At 64.3% G+C, this 21,999-nt stretch carries 25 protein-coding genes; 19 read left to right on the top strand and 6 right to left on the bottom strand.

Going from position 1 to position 21,999, the window contains the following annotated elements; translation table 11 throughout:
* Nucleotides 1-5: 5 nt before the first annotated feature.
* From EB809_RS04915 to EB809_RS04885, 7 genes are all read left to right on the top strand, one after another.
* Entirely contained in the window at nt 6-848 is an 843-nt protein-coding gene (locus EB809_RS04915; protein WP_190294827.1) for a carbohydrate ABC transporter permease, read from the top strand.
* Nucleotides 849-866: 18 nt separating this feature from the next.
* A complete protein-coding gene (locus EB809_RS04910; RefSeq protein WP_123633693.1) occupies nt 867-2,483 on the top strand; it encodes an alpha-glucosidase family protein in 1,617 nt (538 codons plus the stop codon).
* A gap of 34 nt (nt 2,484-2,517) precedes the next feature.
* Nucleotides 2,518-3,666, top strand: a complete 1,149-nt coding sequence (locus tag EB809_RS04905; protein ID WP_123633692.1) for an ABC transporter ATP-binding protein — start codon at nt 2,518-2,520, stop codon at nt 3,664-3,666.
* A complete protein-coding gene (locus EB809_RS04900; RefSeq protein WP_123633691.1) occupies nt 3,663-4,736 on the top strand; it encodes a LacI family DNA-binding transcriptional regulator in 1,074 nt (357 codons plus the stop codon). The genes EB809_RS04905 and EB809_RS04900 overlap by 4 nt, the downstream gene beginning before the upstream one ends.
* A 116-nt stretch (nt 4,737-4,852) precedes the next feature.
* Entirely contained in the window at nt 4,853-5,974 is a 1,122-nt protein-coding gene (locus EB809_RS04895; protein WP_123633690.1) for a diguanylate cyclase, read from the top strand.
* A gap of 107 nt (nt 5,975-6,081) precedes the next feature.
* A complete protein-coding gene (locus EB809_RS04890) occupies nt 6,082-6,771 on the top strand; it encodes an SDR family oxidoreductase (protein WP_123633689.1) in 690 nt (229 codons plus the stop codon).
* Nucleotides 6,772-6,853: 82 nt separating this feature from the next.
* On the top strand, nt 6,854-7,378 hold the full coding sequence (locus tag EB809_RS04885; protein WP_223807817.1) for a C40 family peptidase: 525 nt from the start codon (nt 6,854-6,856) through the stop codon (nt 7,376-7,378).
* On the opposite strand, the gene EB809_RS04880 is transcribed toward EB809_RS04885, so the two are convergent.
* Nucleotides 7,379-8,782 (bottom strand): SLC13 family permease, encoded by a 1,404-nt coding sequence (locus EB809_RS04880; RefSeq protein ID WP_123633688.1) that lies wholly within the window; start codon nt 8,780-8,782, stop codon nt 7,379-7,381.
* Nucleotides 8,783-8,855: 73 nt separating this feature from the next.
* On the opposite strand from EB809_RS04880, the gene EB809_RS04875 reads away from it, so the two are divergent.
* Complete coding sequence (locus EB809_RS04875; protein WP_123633687.1) at nt 8,856-9,668, top strand: AraC family transcriptional regulator; 813 nt, start codon at nt 8,856-8,858, stop codon at nt 9,666-9,668.
* Nucleotides 9,669-9,672: 4 nt separating this feature from the next.
* A complete protein-coding gene (locus tag EB809_RS04870; protein ID WP_123633686.1) occupies nt 9,673-9,876 on the top strand; it encodes a hypothetical protein in 204 nt (67 codons plus the stop codon).
* A gap of 94 nt (nt 9,877-9,970) precedes the next feature.
* On the opposite strand, the gene EB809_RS04865 is transcribed toward EB809_RS04870, so the two are convergent.
* Nucleotides 9,971-10,195, bottom strand: coding sequence for a hypothetical protein (locus tag EB809_RS04865; protein ID WP_123633685.1), 225 nt, complete (start codon nt 10,193-10,195; stop codon nt 9,971-9,973).
* Nucleotides 10,196-10,626: 431 nt separating this feature from the next.
* Nucleotides 10,627-11,589, bottom strand: a complete 963-nt coding sequence (locus tag EB809_RS04860; RefSeq protein ID WP_123633684.1) for a LysR family transcriptional regulator — start codon at nt 11,587-11,589, stop codon at nt 10,627-10,629.
* Between the two features lie 233 nt (nt 11,590-11,822).
* Between EB809_RS04860 and trxA the strand changes: the two genes are divergently transcribed.
* On the top strand, nt 11,823-12,149 hold the full coding sequence (trxA, locus tag EB809_RS04855; protein ID WP_123633683.1) for a thioredoxin: 327 nt from the start codon (nt 11,823-11,825) through the stop codon (nt 12,147-12,149).
* A gap of 97 nt (nt 12,150-12,246) precedes the next feature.
* Here trxA and EB809_RS04850 read toward each other — a convergent pair whose 3' ends face one another.
* Nucleotides 12,247-13,125, bottom strand: coding sequence for a complex I NDUFA9 subunit family protein (locus tag EB809_RS04850; RefSeq protein ID WP_123633682.1), 879 nt, complete (start codon nt 13,123-13,125; stop codon nt 12,247-12,249).
* Between the two features lie 101 nt (nt 13,126-13,226).
* Here EB809_RS04850 and EB809_RS04845 point away from each other — a divergent pair, with 101 nt between their 5' ends.
* Nucleotides 13,227-13,973, top strand: a complete 747-nt coding sequence (locus EB809_RS04845) for an SDR family oxidoreductase (protein ID WP_123633681.1) — start codon at nt 13,227-13,229, stop codon at nt 13,971-13,973.
* Here EB809_RS04845 and EB809_RS04840 read toward each other — a convergent pair.
* Nucleotides 13,970-15,073 carry a diguanylate cyclase gene (locus EB809_RS04840; RefSeq protein ID WP_190294821.1) on the bottom strand — a complete coding sequence of 368 codons (1,104 nt, stop codon included), beginning with the start codon at nt 15,071-15,073 and terminating at the stop codon, nt 13,970-13,972. The genes EB809_RS04845 and EB809_RS04840 overlap by 4 nt on opposite strands.
* 216 nt (nt 15,074-15,289) lie before the next feature.
* On the opposite strand from EB809_RS04840, the gene EB809_RS04835 reads away from it, so the two are divergent.
* The gene (locus tag EB809_RS04835) at nt 15,290-15,667 is read left to right on the top strand and encodes an STAS/SEC14 domain-containing protein (protein WP_123633679.1); all 378 of its coding nucleotides are present in this window, start codon (nt 15,290-15,292) and stop codon (nt 15,665-15,667) included.
* Between the two features lie 24 nt (nt 15,668-15,691).
* The gene (locus EB809_RS04830; protein WP_123633678.1) at nt 15,692-16,372 is read left to right on the top strand and encodes a DUF4336 domain-containing protein; all 681 of its coding nucleotides are present in this window, start codon (nt 15,692-15,694) and stop codon (nt 16,370-16,372) included.
* On the opposite strand, the gene EB809_RS04825 is transcribed toward EB809_RS04830, so the two are convergent.
* Complete coding sequence (locus EB809_RS04825; RefSeq protein ID WP_123633677.1) at nt 16,344-17,222, bottom strand: translation initiation factor eIF-2B; 879 nt, start codon at nt 17,220-17,222, stop codon at nt 16,344-16,346. The two genes, EB809_RS04830 and EB809_RS04825, sit on opposite strands and share 29 nt — an antisense overlap.
* Nucleotides 17,223-17,296: 74 nt before the next feature.
* On the opposite strand from EB809_RS04825, the gene EB809_RS04820 reads away from it, so the two are divergent.
* The 6 genes from EB809_RS04820 to mtgA all read left to right on the top strand — a co-directional run bounded on the left by EB809_RS04820 (nt 17,297) and on the right by mtgA (nt 21,971).
* Nucleotides 17,297-17,668 carry a thiol-disulfide oxidoreductase DCC family protein gene (locus tag EB809_RS04820; RefSeq protein WP_123633676.1) on the top strand — a complete coding sequence of 124 codons (372 nt, stop codon included), beginning with the start codon at nt 17,297-17,299 and terminating at the stop codon, nt 17,666-17,668.
* Nucleotides 17,669-17,730: 62 nt separating this feature from the next.
* On the top strand, nt 17,731-18,270 hold the full coding sequence (locus EB809_RS04815) for a DUF2058 domain-containing protein (RefSeq protein ID WP_123633675.1): 540 nt from the start codon (nt 17,731-17,733) through the stop codon (nt 18,268-18,270).
* 273 nt (nt 18,271-18,543) lie between these two features.
* Entirely contained in the window at nt 18,544-19,068 is a 525-nt protein-coding gene (locus EB809_RS04810) for a MarR family transcriptional regulator (protein WP_123633674.1), read from the top strand.
* Complete coding sequence (locus tag EB809_RS04805) at nt 19,065-20,129, top strand: HlyD family secretion protein (RefSeq protein ID WP_123633673.1); 1,065 nt, start codon at nt 19,065-19,067, stop codon at nt 20,127-20,129. The genes EB809_RS04810 and EB809_RS04805 overlap by 4 nt, the downstream gene beginning before the upstream one ends.
* A 9-nt stretch (nt 20,130-20,138) precedes the next feature.
* Nucleotides 20,139-21,194 (top strand): DUF2955 domain-containing protein, encoded by a 1,056-nt coding sequence (locus EB809_RS04800; RefSeq protein ID WP_123633672.1) that lies wholly within the window; start codon nt 20,139-20,141, stop codon nt 21,192-21,194.
* Nucleotides 21,195-21,263: 69 nt separating this feature from the next.
* Nucleotides 21,264-21,971 (top strand): monofunctional biosynthetic peptidoglycan transglycosylase, encoded by a 708-nt coding sequence (mtgA, locus tag EB809_RS04795; protein ID WP_123633671.1) that lies wholly within the window; start codon nt 21,264-21,266, stop codon nt 21,969-21,971.
* Nucleotides 21,972-21,999: the final 28 nt, after the last annotated feature.

Below are 21,999 nucleotides of genomic sequence, written 5' to 3'. Positions count from 1 at the left end.
CGTTGGTGTCCCGTCGCAAGCTGAAACGCTATGTGGGCAAGGTGGCCTTCTTCTTCCTGATCGTGGCGATCCTGCTGTTTACCGTTTTCCCGTTCTATTACGCGATCCTGACCTCGTTCAAGAGCGGCTCCGAGCTGTTCACGGTGGACTACTGGATCCACTCGCTGAACGTCGGCAACTACGCCTCGGTACTCGGCCAGCAGTCGTTCCTGGACAGCATCTGGAACTCGGTGCTGGTGTCGTCGATGACCGTCTTGATCGCCATGCTGCTGGGTGTGACGGCTGCCTATGCCCTGGGCCGGGTGCGCTTCCGCGGACGCGGGCCGATCCTGATGATCGTGCTGGGCGTGTCGATGTTTCCGCAGGTGGCGGTGCTGTCCGGCCTGTTCGAGGTCATCCGGGCGATGGACCTGTACAACAACCCCTGGTCGCTGGTGTTCTCCTACACCATCTTCACCCTGCCGTTCACAGTGTGGGTGCTGACCACCTTCATGCGGCAACTGCCCAAGGAGCTGGAAGAGGCGGCCATCGTGGATGGCGCGTCACCGGTGGTGACCCTGTTCAAGGTGTTCGTGCCGCTGATGGGGCCGGCCATGGCCACCACCGGTTTGCTGGCCTTCATCGCCGCCTGGAACGAGTTCCTGTTTGCCCTGACCTTCACCCTGACCAACGACCAGCGCACGGTACCCGTGGCCATCGCCCTGATCACCGGCGGTTCCCAGCATGAATTGCCCTGGGGCACGCTGATGGCCGCCTCGGTGATCGTGACCGTGCCGCTGATCGTGCTGGTCCTGATCTTCCAACGACGCATCGTGTCCGGCCTGACGGCGGGCGCGGTCAAAGGCTGATTTTAGGAGTTCCTTCTTATGACCCAAGCACGACCCTGGTGGAAAGGCGGGCTGATCTACCAGATCTATCCCCGCAGCTTCATGGACAGCAACGGGGACGGCATTGGCGACCTCAAGGGCGTCACGTCGCGCCTGCCCTACGTGGCCTCACTGGGCGTGGACGCGATCTGGCTGTCGCCGTTTTTCCTCTCGCCGATGAAGGATTTCGGCTACGACGTCTCCGACTACCGGGCGGTGGACCCGATGTTCGGCACCCTGGACGACTTCCGGGCGCTGACCGCCGAGGCCCACCGGCTGGGACTGCAGGTGATGATCGACCAGGTGCTGTCCCACACCTCCGACCAGCACCCCTGGTTTGCCGAGAGCCGGGCCAGCCGTGACAACCCGAAGGCGGACTGGTTCGTCTGGGCCGACCCGCGCCCGGACGGCACGCCGCCCAACAACTGGCTGTCGATCTTCGGCGGCAGTGCCTGGGCCTGGGACACACGGCGCGGGCAGTATTACCTGCACAACTTCCTGGCCAGCCAGCCGGACCTGAACTTCCACAACCCGGACGTGCGCCAGGCCCACCTGGACAACATGCGCTTCTGGTTGGATCTGGGGGTGAACGGCTTCCGTCTGGACACCGTCAACTTCTTCTTCCACAACCGCTCGCTGGCGGACAACCCGGCGGTGCCGGCGGGGGAGAAGAAAACGGTCGTGGCCAAGGGGGTGAACCCCTACACCTACCAGCGCCACGTCAACGACCTGAGTCAGCCGGAAAACCTGGACTTCCTCAGCGACATGCGGGCGTTGATGGACAGCTACCCGGACACGTCGCTGGTCGGCGAAATCGGCGACGACAAGCCGCTCGAGCGCATGGCCGAGTACACCGCCGGCGATCATCGGCTGCACATGGCCTACTCTTTCGACCTGATGGCGGACAGCTTCAGCCCGACCTATATTCGCGACGTGGTGCGCAACTATGAGCACGGGATCGGCGACGGCTGGCCCTGCTGGGCGCTGAGCAACCACGATGTGGTGCGGGTGGTCAGTCGCTGGAGCCACGGTGACGAAGACCCGCAGGCCTACCCGCCGGTGCTGATGGCCCTGTTGCTGTCCCTGCGTGGCAGCGTCTGCATCTACCAGGGCGAGGAACTGGGGCTGCCGGAGGCGGACGTGCCGTTCGAAAGCCTGCAGGATCCCTACGGTATCAACTTCTGGCCGGAGTTCCGCGGCCGCGACGGCTGTCGCACGCCGATGATCTGGACACCCACCGAGAAGGCCGATTTCACCACCGGCGAACCCTGGCTGCCGATCGATCGTGATCATCTGGAGTATGCGGTCAGCGTGCAGGAGGAACACAGCGATTCCATCCTCAACCGTGTCCGCACCCTGATTCGTTGGCGTCAGCAGCAGCCGGCGTTGTGCGGTGGCGAACTGGAGCTGGTGGAGGACACCGGTGACGTCCTGTGCTGGATCCGCCGTCACCCGGACCAGACCCTGCTGGTGGCCATCAATATCACGGGCCAGGCGCAATCGTTGACCTGGTCCGGAGCCGGACTGACGCCCGTAGAGGGCCACGGATTCAGCGGCCAATGGAAGGGCGGTCAGATCGACCTGCCGCCGTACCAGGCTTTTTACGCCGAACTCTGAGACAGGGCGCGTACGACGCCCGGGAGCAATGAACATGGCTTGTGTGGAACTGAAAGACATCACCAAGGCGTTTGGCAACGAGGAGATCATTCACCAGATCGACCTGCGGGTGGACGACGGCGAGTTCGTGGTCTTCGTCGGCCCTTCCGGCTGCGGCAAGTCGACCCTGCTGCGGCTGATCGCCGGCCTGGAGGAAATCACCGACGGTGAACTGGAGATCGACGGCGAGATCGTCAACGAGCTGTCCCCCAAGGAGCGGGGCGTGGGCATGGTGTTCCAGTCCTACGCCCTCTACCCGCACATGAGCGTCTTCGAGAACATTGCCTTTGGCCTCAAGTTGGGCAGCGGCGCAGGCAAGGAGAAGATTCGCGAATGGGTGCAGAAAACCGCCGATGTGTTGCAGCTGGGCGAACTGCTGCACCGTAAGCCCCGGGAGTTGTCCGGGGGCCAGCGCCAGCGCGTGGCGATCGGTCGGGCGATGGCGCGGGAGCCGCGCATCATGCTGTTCGATGAACCCCTGTCGAACCTGGACGCCAGCCTGCGGGTTCAGATGCGCAACGAGATCGCCAAGCTGCACAACCGGCTGCAGTCCACCATGATCTACGTGACTCACGACCAGGTGGAAGCCATGACCCTGGCGGACAAGATCGTGGTGCTCAACAAGGGCCACATCGAGCAGGTGGGCTCGCCGTTTGACCTCTACGAGAACCCGGAAAGCCTGTTCGTGGCGGGCTTTATTGGCTCGCCCAAGATGAACCTGCTGCCCGGGACTCTCACAACCCCCGGGGCGGACACCAGCGAGGTCACGCTGGACGGGATTGGCCTGGCCAGCTGCGCGTGCGATAGTTCGCGGCTGGAGGCGGGCGCGACGGTGACCCTGGGCATTCGCCCGGAGCATCTGCAACTGCGCAAGCCGGGACCCGACGACACGCCGCTGGAGGTGATGAACGTGGAATACCTGGGCAACGAGGCCTACGTCTATCTGGACGTACCCGGCGCCGGCGAGCCCCTGGTGGTGCGCCAGCCGGTGCCCTGTCCGGTCATCCAGGGCCAGTCGCTGGTGCCGGTGATCAGCGTCGACAGCGCGCATCTGTTCGATGAAAGCGGGCAGGTGCTGCGTCGGACCCGCGCACCGGCCGCCAATGAGGTCGGGGAAGCCCGGATGGGAGGTGCCCAGGGATGACCGGCACCGGAGCGCCGTCGCGGCCAGGAAGGGAGCGGCTGACCGTCAAACGCATGGCGGAGCTGCTTGACGTCTCCACCGCGACCATCTCCAACGCCTTCAACCGCCCGGATCAGCTGTCCGAAGCCCGCCGGCGCTGGATTCTGGACGAGTGCAAGCGCCTGGGCTACATGGGGCCCAACGCCGCGGCCCGCAGCCTGCGTACCGGACGCACCGGCAACGTCGGCGTGATGCTGGCGGACAATCTCGCCTACTCCCTGACCGATCCCGTGGCCAGCGAATTCCTGCACGGCCTGGCTGAAGTCTTCGACCAGAACCGCATGAACATGCTGCTGCTCTCCAGTCAGGATCCGGACAGCGAGTATCGTAGCCATCTGCAGGAAGCCATGGTGGACGGCTTCATCATTTACGGCTGGCTGTCCAAAGGACGCACCTACGACCGGTTGCTGCAACAGGGCAAGCCCATGGTGGCGGTGGATTTCGACCTGGACGGTTGCACCTGGGTCAATATCGACAACTATGAAGGCGCCCGTACCAGCGCCGAGCACGCCCTGAAAACGCCACCGCAGCGGGTCAGCATCCTCGGGTTGCGACTGGTGGCGTCGGAAACGGTCTGCCGTATCGCCGGCCGGGAACTGTTCCGTGAGCAGCGGGCTGTGTCCGTGCGGCGCCTGGGTGGCTATCTCGATGCCCTGCATGCCGCCGGCTACGACGTGCCGGCCGAGCGCATCTGGTCCACTCCCACCAACGATCATCCCGACGCCTATCAGGCCGCCTGGGAAGCGCTCAACAGCGACCAGCGGCCGGACCTGCTGCTGTGCATGAGCGATCGCCTGGCGCTGGCGGCGATCCAGGTGGCGCTGCAGATGAAACTGCGCATCCCCGAAGACCTGCGCATTGTCGGCTTCGATGGCATTCCCGAGGGCAACACCCTGCATCCATCGCTCACGACGGTCTACCAGCAGAGTGCCGAAAAGGGACGCATGGCGGCACGCCTGTTCCTGGGCGAAGAGCCTGATCGCAACGTCCTGATCCCGACCCGCCTGATGGTGCGCGAAAGCTGCCCCTGAGCGGAGTGTCCGGGCGGGTGAGCGTCACATGACAATCCGGACAGGTTGCGGGCTGCGACAACATTCCTATCGTACATCTGGCCTATAGTGTAGAAGTATGTCCGGAAAAGGCTTTTATGTACGCGTCCATCGAAAAACTCTGGTTGCAGGGCACGGCAGGCCGACCGCCCCGTCTGCGTCGTCAGATCGCGTTGACCAACCAGATTGCGTTGTTCGGTGCCATGGCGACGTTGCCGTACCAGGTGTTCTATCTGTTCTACGACATCGCCCTGTACTGGCCGGTTTTTTCCCTGAACATGCTGTTCATGGCGGGCTACCTGACGGTGCTGGGCTTCAATCGAAGTCATCGATACACCTATTCCCGGAACCTGGTGCTGATCAATGCCTGCACCCAGATCCTCGTGGTGACCTATTTCATCGGGGCAGCAGCCGGTGTCCATCTCTTCTACTACGCCATTGGCAGCGTGCAGGCGCTGATCTTTATCCGCCACCGCACGGCGGTGCTGGTGTGGCTGCTGGGCGGGTTGGTGACCCTGTTCCTGATGTGCCAGTTCCTGTTTGCCGAGGCGGCGACGCCGGTGCCCGAGGCCTATGTAAACTGGATGTTTGCGGTGAGCGTCGTCGGGGCCATGACCCTCAGTGGCAGCTTTTCCCACCTGTTCCGGAAAGAGATCGATCACGCCGAGGACCAGTTGATCCAGTCAAACCGTAACCTGGAAAAGCTGAGCACCACCGACAAGCTCACGGGCCTGGCTAACCGGCGCAGTCTGGATCAGTTCCTCAACCACGACTGGAGCCGGGCCCACCAGGATCAACTGCCGACGTCGATCCTGATGTGCGACGTGGACAGCTTCAAGGCCTTCAACGACCACTACGGCCACCAGGCGGGCGACGATTGCCTGCAGGCGATCGCGCAGGCCCTGAGGGACGTGGTGCGCCGCCCCACGGATCTGGTGACCCGCTATGGTGGCGAGGAATTCGCGCTGGTCCTGCCCATGACGCCGGAAGCCGACGCCCGGGCCATCGCCGAACGGCTGCGCACCCGGGTCGAGGCCCTGCAGATTCCCCATGCCCATTCGGAGGTGGCGCCGGTGGTGACCATCAGCATCGGTCTGAGCACCCTGATGCCGGCGGACGAACAGCCGGTGGCTGAGGTGCTGGCGCAGGCGGATCGGGCGCTCTATCGGGCCAAGCGCCAGGGGCGCAATCGAGCGGTGGTGCATGGAGAGACCGGCTGATGCGACCCGACGTGGGCCGGGATGGGGCGAGGACGGCGACGGGCTGCAATCTCGACATCAGCGGGTTATGGTAAGGCCACACATTCCGGGTCTGTCAGGAGGTGCTTATGTCCCTGTCTGGTCAATCCCTGGCCGGTAAACGCATTCTGGTCACCCAGGCGGATGCCTTTATGGGGCCGGCGCTGTGCGAGGTGCTGGCGGAACACGGCGCGACGGTGATCGACGACACCACGCCGCTGTTGCCCACCGGCGCTGCGGCCAAGGTGGTCCGTGCCGCCGGCGATGTGGACGTGCTGGTGGCCAACCTGGCGATTGCCGCGCCCAGCACGCCCGTGGATGAAGTGACCCAGGACGAATGGCGCAACGTGTTTTCCGCCCTGGTGGATCCGCTGCCGCGGCTGGTCCAGGCGGTCCTGCCAGGCATGCTGGACCATGGCAGCGGCAAGATCCTGCTGATGGGCAGCGCTTCGGCCCTGCGCGGCATGAAGCGGGCGTCCACCTACAGCGCCGCCCGGGGCGCGCAGCTGGCCTACGTCCAGTCGGCCGGCGTGGAGCTGGCCCGGCACAACATCCAGTTCAATGCCATCGCCCAGAACTTCGTGGACAACCCCACCTACTTCCCGCCGGAGGTCCAGGCCAATCCCCGCTTTCAGGAACGGGTGCAGCGGGAGGTGCCGCTGGGGCGATTGGTGACACCCCGGGAGGATGCCAGCCTGGCGGCCTACCTGTGCAGTGACGCCGCGGACTGCTTTGTCGGGCAGGTGTTTCCGATGAGCGGCGGTTGGGTCACCCGCTGAGGGAATCGTAACCTGACAGCCTGTGAATTCGCTTATAAAGTAGGCGGGTGCACGTCCGTTTTCACAGGTTGGTTATCCGATCATGGCCAGTGTCTTGTTTTGCAGCCTTTTTGCCGGGAAGCGCGGCGCCCTGCCCGCCGCCGGGCTCCTGCTGGTCATGTTGGGTCTGGGCGGTTGCGCCAGCGACAGTGCCCTGCCGCGAAGCCCTGCGACGCCGCCGGATACGATCGCGACGTCGGACACGGCGGCCCGCCTGTGGCAGGTGTTCGAACGTTACGAGGGCACGCCCTACCGCTATGGCGGCACCGACGGCGATGGCTTCGACTGCTCCGGGTTTATCATGACCGCCTATCGCGAGGGGCTGGACCGGCTGCTGCCGCGCACCACCGACCAGATGCTGGCCATGGGCGATGTGGTGCCCCTCAACCAGATCCGGCCGGGCGACCTGGTGTTCTTCCGCATCGAAGGCAAGGACCAGCACGCCGGCATCTACATGGGCGACGAGCGGTTTATCCACGCTTCATCGTCGGTCGGCGTCACCGAATCCCGTCTCGACGGCTACTACTGGCGGGACCGATACAGTCAGGCCCGCCGTTTCGACCATTGATCAGCCACCGCCATCGAACATACCCAGCAACTGCCACCACAGGTAATCCAGCGGCGTCAGGATCAGCAGGGCGATCACGGTCAGGGGCACGGTGATCTTCAGCAGGCTGCGCACCGGCTCATTGGCCAGCTGCATGCCCACCAGCAGCGGGCCGGACTGGTACGGCAGCAGGATCGTGGAAAAGCCGACCACCTGGGTCATGATCACCGACTCCAGACTCATCCCGGTCAAGTCGGCCAGTTGGCCGGCCATCGGGGTCAGCACCGCCGGTACGCCGGGCAGTGTGGTCAGGATACCGGTGGAAAAGGCCATCCCTACCAGTGAGAAGAAGTTGCGGGCATCCTCGCCCGGCGCCAGTGGCAGCCAGCGCTCCAGGGTGGCGGCCAGGACCTGACTCAGTCCCGAACTGTTCACCACCGCGCCCAGCCCGAGCACGCCGGCCACGAACAGCAGCACCGTGATGTTCAGCTGCTGGCTCACCCGGCTGTTATCCACCAGCCCGATTCGGGGCAGCAGCAGATAAATGGCGGCGCCCAGTCCGACCCAGGCCGGGCTGACGCCGTGCCAGCTGTCGGTCAGCCACAGCGCCAGGGCCAGCAGCAGGATGCCTGACAGGTAGCGCTGTTGCCCGGACATCGGGCCGATGGGCACCTGCGCTTCCGGGTTGACGGATTGAGCGGCGATACGGGCGGGAAAGAACCGCAGGATCAGGCCGGCAATGATCACGGCCTTGAGCGCTCCCAGGATGGGAAAGTGAAGCAGCAGGTACTGGGTGTAGCTGAAGTCGACGCCGTAGATGGTGTTGGCGGCGCCCACCAGTACCATGTTGGGAATGTTGGCCGGCAGGATGGTAAAGGTCGGCACGTGGCAGCCGAAGGTGACCGCCAGGGCGATGCCGGTGCGGCCCTGGCTGCCGGCCCCGAAGCCGCAGCGCTCGGCCAGTGCCAGGCCCACCGGCACCATCATCAGGATGCGCCCCATGGACGACGGCATGACGAAACCTAGCAACCCGCAAAACACCACCAGGCCGATGATCAACCCGCGATAGCTGTGTGCCAGATGCCGTCCCAGGACGGCCGCCACCCGATCGCCCAGACCGGTGGAGCGAATCGCCATGCCGATCACCATGCCGGCGAAAATCAGCCACCAGGCGGAAGAGGAAAACCCGGAAAAGATCTGCGCCGGTGTGGCCACCTCCAGCAACAGCGCCGCGAGGAAGAAGATCAGCGCGCTCAGGTATTCCGGCAATACCCCGGTGGCCCAGAGCACCAGGGTCACCAGGACGATGCCCAGCGTTCGGGTCTGTTCGGTGTCCAGGGCGGCCGGGGGATGGATCTGGACCAGAATCGCCAGGAACACGGCGACGATCACCAGGCCCTGGCTGAGATGACGCTTATCAAGCACGTCGTGACTCCTGTCGTGAAAGTGGCTCCATCATGGGTGTATGCTCGTCATGTGAAAAGACGACAGACTGACAATGGATATCGCAAACACGACACAGCATGAACCCCAGGGCAAGGGCTTCATCGAGGACCCCCACCGGCCGGTGCTCTGCCATGCGGCGGTCTACGGCAGCGATCGCACCGTGCGCGTTCACCGCCATCCGCGGGCCCAACTGGCGTGGGCGGAATCCGGCGTCCTGCGGATCCACACCGACAGCGGCGCCTGGGTGGTGCCGCCGACCCACGCCGTCTGGATTGCGCCGCAGTTGAATCATCAGGTCACCACCCACACACCGGCGTCGGTCCGCTATCTCTACGTGGATGCCAGCGCCTGCAGGGACCTGCCGGAGCATTGCCAGGTCATGGAAATGACCGCGCTGCTGCGGGCGCTGATCCGACGCATCATGGGGATGGATCTGTCACAACCGGTGGCCGGCGCCGAGGGGCGTCTGCTGCAAGTGGCCCTGGACGAAATTGGTCGGCTGACGCCCTCGCCGCTGTACCTGCCGGCCGGTCAGGATCGACGATTACAGGCCCTGATGCAGGTGCTGACGGAAAATCCGGCGGAAACCGGTCGACTGGATGAACTGGCCCGCCCCTGTGGCGCCAGCCCCCGCACCATGGAGCGGCTGTTCCGCGCCGAAACCGGCATGAGCTTCCAGCAGTGGCGCACCCGTCTGCGATTGCTGGAGGCGATCAACCGACTGGGCGAGGGGGAAAGCAGTGCCGCCGTGGCCTATTCGTTGGGTTATCGCAGCAGCAGCGCTTTCGTGGCGACGTTCCGACGCCATTTTGGCAAGCCGCCGCAGAGTTTTATCCGGGAAAGTGACACACACGAGAGGTATTAACGACATGCTGGATCCGACAACGCTGTTGGTGGCCCTGGTGTTCAGTTCGATCGGACTGGGTTATTTCATCTATGGGCGGCGTCAGCAGGACAAGCGGTATTTCTATACGGGGCTGGGGCTGATGTTCTACCCGTACGTGGTCAGCGCGGTGTGGCCGATGATGGGGGTGGGCGTGGTCTTACTGATCTTGCCCCGTTTTCTGCCATAAGGTCATGGTGGTGAGTGGCCGGATAGAGAGGAAAGCCGCATCCGGCCGGGAAGATGGCCGTCAGGCCCTTCCCGGAACCGGTGCGCAGAGCGGCTCAGTAGCCGCTGACATCGCCGTAGTCGCCGGTGCTCTGCGGAACGCAGACGGTCGGCTTGTTGTAGCCGCTGACATCGCCGAAATCACCGGTGCTTTGCGGCATGCAGGACACAATCGGTTCGGCGGGGCCATCGGAAGCGCGGTCGGCCAGGCTGGCGTTCGCGGACAGGGCAGTGGCGGTCAGTGCAACGGCGAGCAGAGTTTTGAGAGCTGAAGTACGCATCGTGATAACTCCTTCATCAACGTGATAATGAAAAGGCTGGTCAGGGGAGAAGGGCCTCCTCGCCAGATGCAATCATTATCAATCTTCCCGCCGGCATAGAATAATTCTATAGAGATATTTCAAACATCACGTTTGCTGATGTACGTATTTTTTCATACAAATCAGCGGTGTATTGGATGACTTCCTGAATATGTCAATGCCTTTCATATATTGATTATCGAGTTGCCATTATTTTTTGGAATGGCCTGCTTTCGCGGTCAGGAGCGTCGGCAACACCGCGACAGAACCGTCGCAGACCGTGCAGAAGCCCTCCCGGGACCATTGTTTGTGGCTGGCTGATTGCCGCCGCCCACACCCGGGAAGTGACAGGGGGCGAGGCGGGCCGCGTCGTGGTCCGGGGCGGGCGGGTGTTCAGCAAGACGCGGAACCGATCAGCCGTTGCCGGCCAGCAGGGCGGGTTTGCGGTGGCCGGTTTTGGACGGGCCCATGCAGGTGGCCCAGCGTTCCTTGGTGACCCGCTCCACCAGTTCCCGCATCCACACCACGCCGGGATCCCGGTCGTGCCGGGTGTGCCAGATCAGGTACAGGCTGGTGGGGTCCACCTCCACCGGCAGGTCGGTCATCCAGATGCCGTCGTGGAAGCCGGCGTCGTTGGTGGCGATTTCCGGGATGGCGGCAATCATGTTCGACGTCCGCAGCAGTTTGGGGACCGCCGGGAAGTGGTTGACGGTCACTGCGACCCGACGCTTGAGCCCTTTGCGCATCAGCGCCATATCCACGAACCCGGTGGCCTCCCCGGACATGGACACCAACAGGTGGCGTGCCGCCATGAAGTCCTCGACCGAAACGGGCTGGCCAGCCAGCGGGTGATCTTCGCGCATCGCCAGGGTGTAGCCACTGTCGAACAACCAGATACTGCGCAGACTGTGGTCGTGTTCGGTGAGCAGGCCGATGGCCAGATCCACGTGGGCCTCGCGCAAGTGCCCGAATGCCGTCTCTGCGGTGTAGGGCACGGCATGCAGGTCGATGCCCGGCGCCCGCTTTTCCAGTTCACACACCAACGGCTGCCAGATCAGCTCGAGAATGGCGTCGGTAATGGCGATGCGGAATTCGCGTTTGGACTCGGCGGGCTCGAAATGAGTGGCCTCGACCGCGTTGGACAGCTCGTACATCGGTCCGCGCACCTGGTTCCACAGGCTCAAGGCGTAGGAGGTGGGCTCGATATTACGGCCCTTCTTGATGAATAACGGATCGTTCCAGACCTGGCGCATCCGCGACAGGGTGTTGGACACCGCCGGCTGGGTCATGGACAGGCGCTCAGCCGCCCGGGTGATCGAGCCTTCGGTCATGATCGCGTCGAAGACATAGAGCAGGGTCAGTTCCTGGTTTTTCATGGCATGACTCCGGACCGGTGGGGCGCGTCCCGTTGCGTTGGCCGGTGGATCGGACAATGGACGGGCCTTGGCGAACGCCTTGTGACGTTGGCTGCGGAAGGTGGATCAGTATGCCAAAGGCCGCCTGTCATCATCAGCCGTGATGTCCACTATACCGACGGGCAATTAGTCGGCCGGGGGCGGGTCGTCCAATATGGTGTCATCAAGTCAGTCCACAGAACGGAGACGACCCCATGAGCGATGTGATCCGTGAGGTATCCGACAACGAGTTTACCGAGGCGGTGATCCAGGCCAAACGGCCCGTCCTGGTTGATTTCTGGGCGCCCTGGTGTGGTCCGTGCCACACGCTGTCGCCGCTTCTGGAGGAATTGGCGGATGAGTTTGCCGGCACACTGGATGTGGTCAAGGTGAATGTGGACCAGAACCCGGAGATTACTGCTGCCATGGGCATTCGTGGCGTACCGGCGTTGATTGTGTTCAACGGCGGCAAGGCGGTTGCCCAGCAGAATGGCGTCACCGGACTGGGCCAGCTCAGGGCCTTTTTAGCCGAGGCGATCTGAACCGAGCCGCTGACCGCCAAGCGAGGCGGCAGTGGTTATCGAACCCCCTTGGAGCGACTTCGGTTGCTCCTTTTTTTGCCGTCACAGGCCCAGCACATCATCGTCCGTGATCAATGCCCCGCGGTTCGATGCCCAGGTCCGCGAAGCCGGCAGCCTCCCGCCCCACCACATTATCCGTTTCCATGAGGATCAGCTGGTCCCGGGTCAGTGGCGGTGATTCGAGTACGGACAGCAGCGCGGCACCGATAAACCACAGGCCGAACGGCACCGGCAGTAGCGGGCGCCGCCGCTTCTGAGCGCGCATCACCGCTTCCAGCAGACCGCGATAACTGAGCGTATCGGCCCCGCCCAGCTCATACACCCGGCCGCGGGTGGTGGAATCATCCAGAGCGTTCAGGGCGGCCCGGGCCACGTCATCCACATGCACCGGTTGCAGTCGCGTGTCGCCATGACCGAACAGAGGGATCACCGGCAGACGCGTGAGGCCGGCGAGAGTCGCCAGAAGCCCCTGGCCGTCACCGAACAGGGCGCCTGGACGCAGGATGGTTGCATCCGGGAACGCGTCGCGCACCGCCACCTCACCCCGGCCCCGGGCGCTCACGTAGCGCGAGCGGGACGCGGGATCGGGGTTGAGTCCCGACAGATGGATCAGCCGTGGGATGCCCAGCTCCTGGCAGTGACGGGCCAGCAGGGCGGCGCCGGCCACATGCACCGATTCGAAGGTCAGTGCCGGTGGCTTCTCCACATAGAGGCTGACGGCATTGACCACAGCATCGGCGCCGTTCAGTGCCGCGTCAACGGTGGCCGGTTCCAGCAGGTTGGCGGTCTGGTAATCCACCCGGGGGGACGACACCGCCAAGGTGCCCGGATGCCGGGCGACGATGCGTACGCGGTAGCCGGCCAATAGCGCTTCCCGCACGATACGGGCGCCCAGGAAGCCGGTACCGCCAAAGACAACCATCAACGATTCGCTCATGGCGACAGGTTAGTACCTGGGTGCGCGAAGAATCCAGCCCTACGCCCGTCGGATCAAAGTCGGCTACTATCAGCAGGTCATCAGTCGTAAGGACAGCATGTATGGATCAGGTGATGATCATTACCGGAGCGAGCCGTGGCATCGGTGCAGCTACGGCGCAACTGGCGGCACGTCAGGGTTACGCGGTGGCGGTGAACTACCGGCATGACCAGTCCGCGGCCGAGGCCGTGGTTCGGGCGATTGAAGCGGACGGAGGTCGTGCGCTGGCCGTGGCGGCGGACATCTCCGTGGAAGCGGAGGTGATGCAACTGTTCGAGACCGTGGACCGGGCGTTTGGCCGGCTCACCGTCCTGGTTAACAACGCCGGCATTCTGGAGAGACAAATGCCGGTGGCACAAATGGACAGCGGTCGCCTGGCCCGCGTTTTCGCCGTCAACGTGCAGGGTGCTTTCCTCTGCGCCCGGGAGGCTGTGCGGCGTATGTCAACCGCCCATGAAGGCCCCGGCGGCGCCATTGTTAATGTCTCCTCCATGGCCGCGCGGCTGGGAGCGCCCAATGAGTACGTGGATTATGCCGCGGCCAAAGCGGCCGTGGATGCCCTCACCACCGGCCTGTCAAAGGAAGTGGCGGCCCAGGGGGTTCGCGTCAACGCCGTCCGCCCCGGGGTGATACGCACCGACATCCATGCCAGTGGCGGTGAGCCGGACCGGGTCGAGCGGGTCAAGGCGGCGGTGCCGATGCAGCGGGGTGGCGAACCGGAGGAAGTGGCTGAAGCGATTCTCTGGCTGGCGTCGGACAAGGCGTCCTACGTCACCGGCAGCTTTATCGATGTCGCCGGCGGGCGCTAGCCCGTGTGACTGAGGACATCCGCGCCGGTGTCGTGAAGGTCGCTGGCGATGCAATTGCGGCCCTGCCGCTTGGCCTCGTACAGCCAGTGGTCGGCCCGCTTGATGGCCGCCTCGACGGATTCGCCGGGCCGCACGCTCACCAGACCGAAACTCATGGTGACGTTGATCCGGTCGTCTCCGACCCTGGAGTGATGCCGGGCGAGTCGGTCCCGGAAGCGTTCCAGTGCCGCCTGCGCCGTTTCACGGGTGGTGTCCGGGAAGGCGATCATGAATTCCTCGCCGCCCCAGCGGCACAGGCAGTCGGAACGTCGGAACCCGCCCAGCAGCGCAATGGCAATGTCTTCCAGCACTTGATCCCCGGCTTCGTGCCCGTAGCGGTCGTTCACCGGCTTGAAGTGGTCGATGTCGCCCATGGCGATGCAGAAATTGCGGGTCATACGGTCGCTGGCGGCGAACGTCTGGTGCAGGAAATCGTTGCCGAATCGGCGATTGTAGAGACCGGTCAGTTCGTCCCGGTTGGCAATCTCGGTCAGGCGCCGCTCCTGGGATTCGTTGAGGTGCCGGACGATCACCACCGCCAGGATCAATGGCAGCGCCGAGGCCATGATGTTGAAAAACAGCATCAACGGCTGGTATTCCGCATAATCGAAGACATAGGGCACACCGGCATAGCGCAGTTGCAGGTAGGCGAACAGGGCAATCAGGGTATAGCCGATCACCGCAGCCTGCTTGGGCAGCATCCGGGGGTTGATGGTCGCCACGCAGGCCACCGGCCACAGGTAATAGTGGAAGCCCGCTGCGGTGCCCAGGGTGGCCGTGGCCAGAAAGGCGTGGCCGGCGATTTCCAGGCACATGAGGTAAATGGTGGTGGCGTGTCGGCCGTTGCGGTTGCACCACAGCGCTATGCCCCAGACCAGCACACTGAAGACGTTGAACTGTGCCAGGGTGTCGGCGCCGATCACGGCAAACAGGGCAATGAAGCCGGTATGCACCAGCGTCCCGGCGATGGCCGCGATGTTCAGGACCACGTACTTGCGGTAATTTTCGATGCGGACCCGGGCCGGCTTTCGACGCAGGCGGTAGGCTTCAATGGCAGTCATCGACAACGCTGGCTCTTGCTGTATGGGGCCTTGCACAAGGCGCTCTTGTTTAACGGGAGTATAGCGCGATTGGGGGCAACCTTGCCGCTTCATTACCACCCGGGCAGACGGCTATCCGACACGGGGATTGTGGCGCTAGACTGGGGCATGGAGGAATAGTTCCCGGGGCCAGACCGGGGCCCCGACCGACAGCGCGGTTCTCGCAGGGAGGTGACCATGTTGAAGGTGACACTGGATCGTGATGACGGCATCGCCACGCTGGAGCCGGACCGGGCCATCACCCGGGAGGATGTCCAGCGTGCCGCCCACGTGATCGATCCGTATATCGAAGAGCACGGCGACCTCAATGGACTCCTGATCCAGGTGGCGTCGTTTCCCGGCTGGGCGTCGTTTGCGTCCCTGCAGCATCACCTGCGCTTTGTCCGGGACCACCATCGCCACATCCGGCGCGTGGCGCTGGTGACGGATTCCGGGGTCGTCAATGCGGCCGAGACCCTTGGCAGCCATCTGGTGGCCGCGCAGGTGAAGACGTTCCCCGCAGCCGCCGTGGGCGAGGCCCGGCAATGGCTGCAGAACACGGACGAGGCGGTCTGAAGGGAGGCCGGGGGGGAGAGCGCAATGGAACAGCTGGCGAAAGATCTCTGGGTGGTGGATGGCGAAACCGTGTCGTTCCACGGGTTTCCCTACACCACACGCATGACGGTGGTCCGGCTGTCGGACGGCACGCTCTGGGTGCACAGCCCCGTCACCCTGACGCCGGCCATGCGCTTCCGGGTCGACAGCCTGGGCCCGGTTGCGCACCTGATCGCCCCCAACCATCTGCATCACCTGTTTCTGGCGGACTGGATCGAGGCCTATCCCGAGGCGACCGTGTACGGCACCCGTCAGGTGATGGAGAAGCGACCGGACCTTCACTTCGACGAGATGCTTGACGGCCAGCATCGGGAGTCCTGGCGACAGGAAATCGATGAAGTCCTCTTCACCGGCTCCCGTCTGATGGAGGAGGCGGTGTTCTTTCATCGGCCGTCCGAGACGCTGATCGTCGCGGACTTGATCGAGAACTTCCCGGCCGGGCATTTCAACTGGTGGCAAAAACCCATTGCCCGGCTGGCCGGGATCATTGCGCCGCACGGCAAGACGCCGCTGGATTGGAGGCTGAGCTTCCACAAATCGCAGGCCCAGGCTGGCCTGGCGAAGATCAAGGCGTGGACGCCGCGGCGGATCATTATGGCCCACGGTGAAGTGGTCCGGGAAAAGGACAACCAGTTCCTCAACGACTCTTTTGACTGGCTCCAGTAACGGTACCAGCGGTCGGTTGTAAGCCGTTTTCGGTCACCCGGCCACTGATCAGGGTTGCGGGTATGGGCTCGAAATAGACGTTGCGGACGCGGATGTGATGGTTGTCGATGCGATCCACCTCGGCCGGGTCCATTTCCTCCAGTGTGACCGAGGCCCGGGTCAGCGGGCTGTCGCGGAAGCCGTCCGCCAGTACCCAGAAGGGTTTGCCCCGGTCCCGCGCCGCCAGCGCCTGCAGGTAGGTGCCCGTCTTGTTGAGAAAATGATTGTCCGCCAGCCAGCAGTCGCAGCCGGTGAGGTTGAGGTCGACGTGGGGCATGAACAGGCCCATCTCGGCGTCGGTGATCAGGGTCACCGGCACCGCCAGACCGGCCAGTTCATTGGCCACCTGCACCCCCTCGTTGCCCGGGCCGCTGAGCGTGCAGACCACGCTGAACGGGCGTTGTCGGTCCACCAGCGCCTGGAAGAGCTGCATGACCGTGCCGCTGCGGCTGTGGGTCATGATCACGGCACCGGGTGGAACCAGGTTGACGGCGTGCCGGGCCGTGTCGCGGCCGGCGTGGGTCAGGTCGCGGTGGAGCACCTGGGCCGCATCGCGGGCCTGTCGCCGAAGGTCATCGCCGGTCAGTGTCAGGTCGATCGCTGCCAGCCAGCGGCGAATGGCGTTGCCCAGCGGCACCATGCTGGGACGGGCGTCGGCGAGGGTATCGGCCAGCTCGTTCAGCAGATCGACGGTGGGGTTGTCTTCATGGGCGAGGAAGTCGTCCAGCCCCTGCAGCGCCTCAAGCGTCAGTTGAGAGGCACCCGAAGACTGATCCTGTTCCAGTTGGACAATGAAGGCCGGGCGTTTCATGGTGGCTTCGTCCTGTCGCTTTTCGCAGACCATTATAACCACCTTGAGTGCGGATGGATGAAACACGGGGAATCATGACGGACCACAAGGCACCGATCACCGTCTACTACGACGGCGCCTGCCCACGCTGCCGGGCGGACCGGCGGCGCTATGAACGCTGGGCCGGGCCGGCCGCCGAGTCGGTGGTCTGGTACGACATTACCGGGCGGGAGGCGGAACTGGCGTCCCTGGGCATCGATCCCGGGACGGCCCTGCGGGAACTGCACGTCCGGGATGCGGAGGGCCGTATCCACCGGGAACTCGAGGCCTACCGCCTGCTGATGGCCCGGGTGCCGCGCCTCAGACCCCTGGCCTGGCTGATCGGTCTGCCAGTGGTGAGGCCGTTGCTGTCCTGGCTCTACCGGCGCTGGGTGCTGCGCCGGTTGCATCGACAGGGTCGGCTCTGACCGTTGCCTCTACCCATGGGCATTGTTGATAATGCGCCCATTGCAAGCAGAGAGAGTGAATCATGGCGAAATCCCTGCAGGAACAGCTTCTCCAGGCCGGCCTGGCGGACGAGAAAAAAGCCCGCCAGGTGCGGCAGGAAAAACGCAAGGCCCGCAAACAGAAACAGCCGGCGGATGCCGAGGCGGCCGCCCGTAAAGCGGAGGCCGAAAAAGCCCGCGCTGAAAAGGTCGAGCGGGACCGTGAGATCAATCGCCAGCGCCAGAAACAGCAGGCGCAACAGGCCCGTCAGGCGCAGATCCGGCAGATGGTCGATCAGCACGGCGTCGCCCGGGACAAGGGCGAGACGCCCTACCAGTTCGTGGTGGGTACGAAAATCCACAAGATCTACGTCAGCGCCGAGCAGGCGGACAAGCTGGCCCGCGGCCGGCTGGCCATCGCGGTGCTGGGCGAGGACTTCCACCTGATCCCGGCGGATACCGCCAGCAAGATCCTGGAACGGGACGCCGAGATGCCCGTGATCCTCCATGATCCCAAGTCCGATCAGCCGGACGAGGACGATCCCTACAAGGACTACCAGATTCCCGACGATCTGATGTGGTAACCCGCACTCCGTGATCCTCCTCCGGTGCCCGGCCTGAGATCCTCAGGCCGGGCACCGGACCTACCTTTGCGCCTGACCTGCCTCCGCCGATCCCCGGATTACCCTGTTGCCGCTCGTTGAATCGCGGATATCGCCCCCAGCCATAGGGGGATGCCCTTACAATATGTAGCTGGCTAAGCAATTGGGGTCCGTTGTAGAATGGGCCCATATTAGCTTGCTAACGAATTGGTCCGCCGGCGGCCCGCTCCATCGGCGACTCAAGGAGTTTTCCCCATGACGGATACCGAATCCGGCGGCAACGCCGCCGCCAGCCCGCTGACATCATCGATCCATGACGGCCTCAAGCCGTCGCTGGGCGGCGCCCTGGGCCGGCTGCACCGTCTGTGGCGCCGGGCCATCACCAACGCCGTCGCGCCCATGGATCTGACCGAGAGCCGCTGGTCGGTGATGGTGCACCTGTTCAAGCTGGGCGAAGGCATCAGCCAGCAATGCCTGGCCCGCGCCCTGGAAATCGAGATGCCGTCGCTGACCCGCACCCTCAACCAGCTGGAGGATCAGGCGCTGATCGAACGCCGCCCCGATCCCCATGACCGTCGGGCCCACACCCTCTGGTTCACCGGCCGCGGCCGTGAGCGGGTGACGCAGATGGAGGCCCAGATCAAAACGGTGCGGGCCAACATCTGCGACGGCCTGACGCCGGAGCAGCTGGATCAGTTTGCCGAGGTGATCACCGTCATGGAAAACAATGTCCGCCAACACCTTGCGGATGCCAAACAGAAGGAGTCGTCCCCGTCATGACGCCGGATCAGAAGTTTGCCCGGTGGGTCCATGTGTCCCTGGTGGCGTTTGTTGTCCTGTTTATCTATTTCCTGGTGGCGGATCTGTGGCTGCCGCTGACCCCCCAGTCGCGGGTCATGCACACCGTGGTGCAGGTGGCGCCCCGGGTCAGTGGCCAGGTGGCTGAAGTCCATGTGCATAACAACCAGCACGTGAACGCCGGTGAGGTGATGTTTACCCTCGACCAGCGGCCCTACCAGCTTGCGCTGGACAAGGCGCAGCTGGCGCTGGAAAACGCCAGCGTGCAGAACGACCAGTACGACGCCTCGATCGCTTCGGCGGAAGCCAACCTGGCTGCCGCCCGGGCGCAGGCGACGGAACTGTCCCGCGAGGCCACCCGCATGAAACACCTGATCAAGCAGGGGGGGGTGTCCCGCCAGCAGGCGGACCAGACGTTGTCCCAGTACGATGCGGCCCGGGCCAAGGTCAAGGCCGCGGAGGCACAGGTGCAACAGATGGAGGTCCAGCGGGGCCTGAGTGGCGAGTCCAACCTGCGCCTTCGGCAGGCCCGCAATGCCCTGTCCCAGGCCAGGCTGAACCTGAGCTACAGCGAAATCCGCGCGGAGGAGGACGGGGTGATTTCCAACCTCCAGGTGGAGCCGGGCACCTACGCCAGGGCGGGCACTTCCCTGGCCGCGCTGGTCGGTGACGAGGCAGACGTGATCGCCGATTTCCGCGAGAAGTCCCTGTCCCACGTCAAGCCGGGTGACCGTGCGGCGGTGGTGTTCGATGCCCTGCCCGGCGAGGTGTTCGACGCCCGCGTGGATGCGGTGGATGCGGGCACCCGCCAGGGCCAGCTGGCCGCCGATGGGACCCTGGCCGCGCCCCAGTCCACCGATCGCTGGGTGCGCGATGCCCAGCGCCAGCGCCTGCATCTGAGCCTGACCGAAAACCCCGGGCTGCTGCAGACGCTGCCTTCCGGCGCCCGAGCCACGGTGCAGCTGTTTCCGGTGGGCGGCCCGGCGGCCTGGCTGGGGTCTCTCCAGATCCACGCCGTCAGCCTGATGCACTACATCTACTGAGGTTCGCCGATGCCCCGTATCAAGCCCCTGCTGATGGTGCAAAAGCGGGAGATGAACGCCAATGACCTGCGCCAGTGCCTGCGCATTGCCTTTGGCGGCATCCTGGGCTTCCTGTACTGCAAGCTCACCCATAGCAGCTACGGCGCCTTCTACGTGGTCTACCCGATGCTGCTGCTGGGGATGGTGCCGGTAATCAATGCCCACATCCTGCGCCAGTTTGCCGCCAGCGCCGGTCTGGTGACCGTGGTGGTGCTGGTGCTGCACGGCCTGTTCGGCGACAAGCCGGTGCCGATGACGCTGCTGGTGGCCGGCCTCTTTGCCCTGCTGTTCCGGGAGATGGCGCGCGGGCCCAACCTGCTGTTCGGCGCCCAGTCCATCGTCGCCCTGTCCATGCAGTTCAATTTCGCCAGCTATCCCGGGTCGGACGTGGTGAACCTGGTGCTGTCCAACGGCGCGGCCACCCTGTTGACGGTGTTTATCGCGTGCCTGATGCACACGGTTTTTCCGGATGTGGAACCGCGTCAGCCCCGGCAAATGCCGAAAAAGCCCGCGAGCAACCAGCGCCACGAAGTCATCCTGGCCACCACCGTCGCGACCCTGTCGTTCGTCGCCTTCCAGGTGATGGACCTGCGCGGCTCCCTGTCGGCCCAGGTGGCGACCATCCTGATCCTGTTCCCGCTGAACTGGAAAGGCGCCGGGCCGGCCGCCTGGAACCGTGCCATCGGCACGCTGGTGGGCTGTAACGTCGGGTTGTTGCTGCAGCTGCTGCTGTTCAACCACTTCAACATCCTCCCGCTGACCGCCTTCGGCCTCTGGCTGAGCCTGTTCATCTTTGCCCGGCTGCACACGCTGGAAGGCGGGGTGTCGGCGTCCGGTTTCAGTGGGCTGACCACCATGGCGATCCTGTTCGGCCAGTACCTGTCGCCGCAGCAGGATCTGATCTACAGCGACCTCTACCGCTTCAGTTCGCTGGCGGTGGGTGTCTCGGCCGCCCTGTCCGCCGTCTACCTGATGCACCATCTGCTGGACCGTTTCGAGAGCACCCGGTTGCAGCCGCTCGGGTAACAACCGCGCTTGACCTGAGGGGCTGGCAGGGCATGATGAGCCATCGTCTGAAGAGAGTGAGGTTCACGCGTGGCGCGACAATCAGGTTGGAAACGCGCGGCCCGGTGGCTGCTGTACACGGTGTGCGGGGTGATGCTGTTCATGCTGGTGGTGATTGGCGTGCTGCGTTTCGTCAACCCACCCACCACCGCGTTCATGATCGCCGACCACATCGCCCATCCCGAGCGTCGCCAGGTGCAGAACTGGGTGCCGATCCAGAAGATGTCGCCGTGGATGCCGCTGGCGGTGATGGCCAGCGAGGACCAGCGTTTCCTGCAGCACTGGGGGCTGGACCTGAACGCCATCGCCACCGCCGTGGAAGACTATCAGCAGGGTGACAGCCTGCGCGGGGCCAGCACCATCTCCCAGCAGACCGCCAAGAACCTGTTCCTGTGGAACGGTCGCCAGTTGATCCGCAAGGGGCTGGAAGCGGGCCTGACGCTGGCCATGGAGGCGCTCTGGAACAAGCGGCGCATTATGGAGGTGTACCTCAACGTGGCTGAATTCGGCGACGGCGTGTACGGTGTGGAAGCGGCCAGCCTGCGTTTCTATGGCATTCACGCCAGTCAGCTCAGTGCCAGCCAGGCGGCGCGGTTGGCGGCGGTGCTGCCCAACCCCAAGGCGCTGAGCGCCGCGCGCCCATCAGCCTATGTCTGGCAGCGGGTGGATTGGATCCTGCGCCAGATGCGCCAGCTGGGCGGGCCTGCCCTGGTCAAGCCGCTGGTGGCGGCCGACTGAATCGGAGCCAACGCAACACAGGAGAGCG

The organism is Marinobacter sp. R17 (assembly GCF_003789045.1).
GTDB lineage: Bacteria > Pseudomonadota > Gammaproteobacteria > Pseudomonadales > Oleiphilaceae > Marinobacter_A > Marinobacter_A mangrovi.
This window is presented reverse-complemented; position numbering and strand designations above follow the sequence as displayed.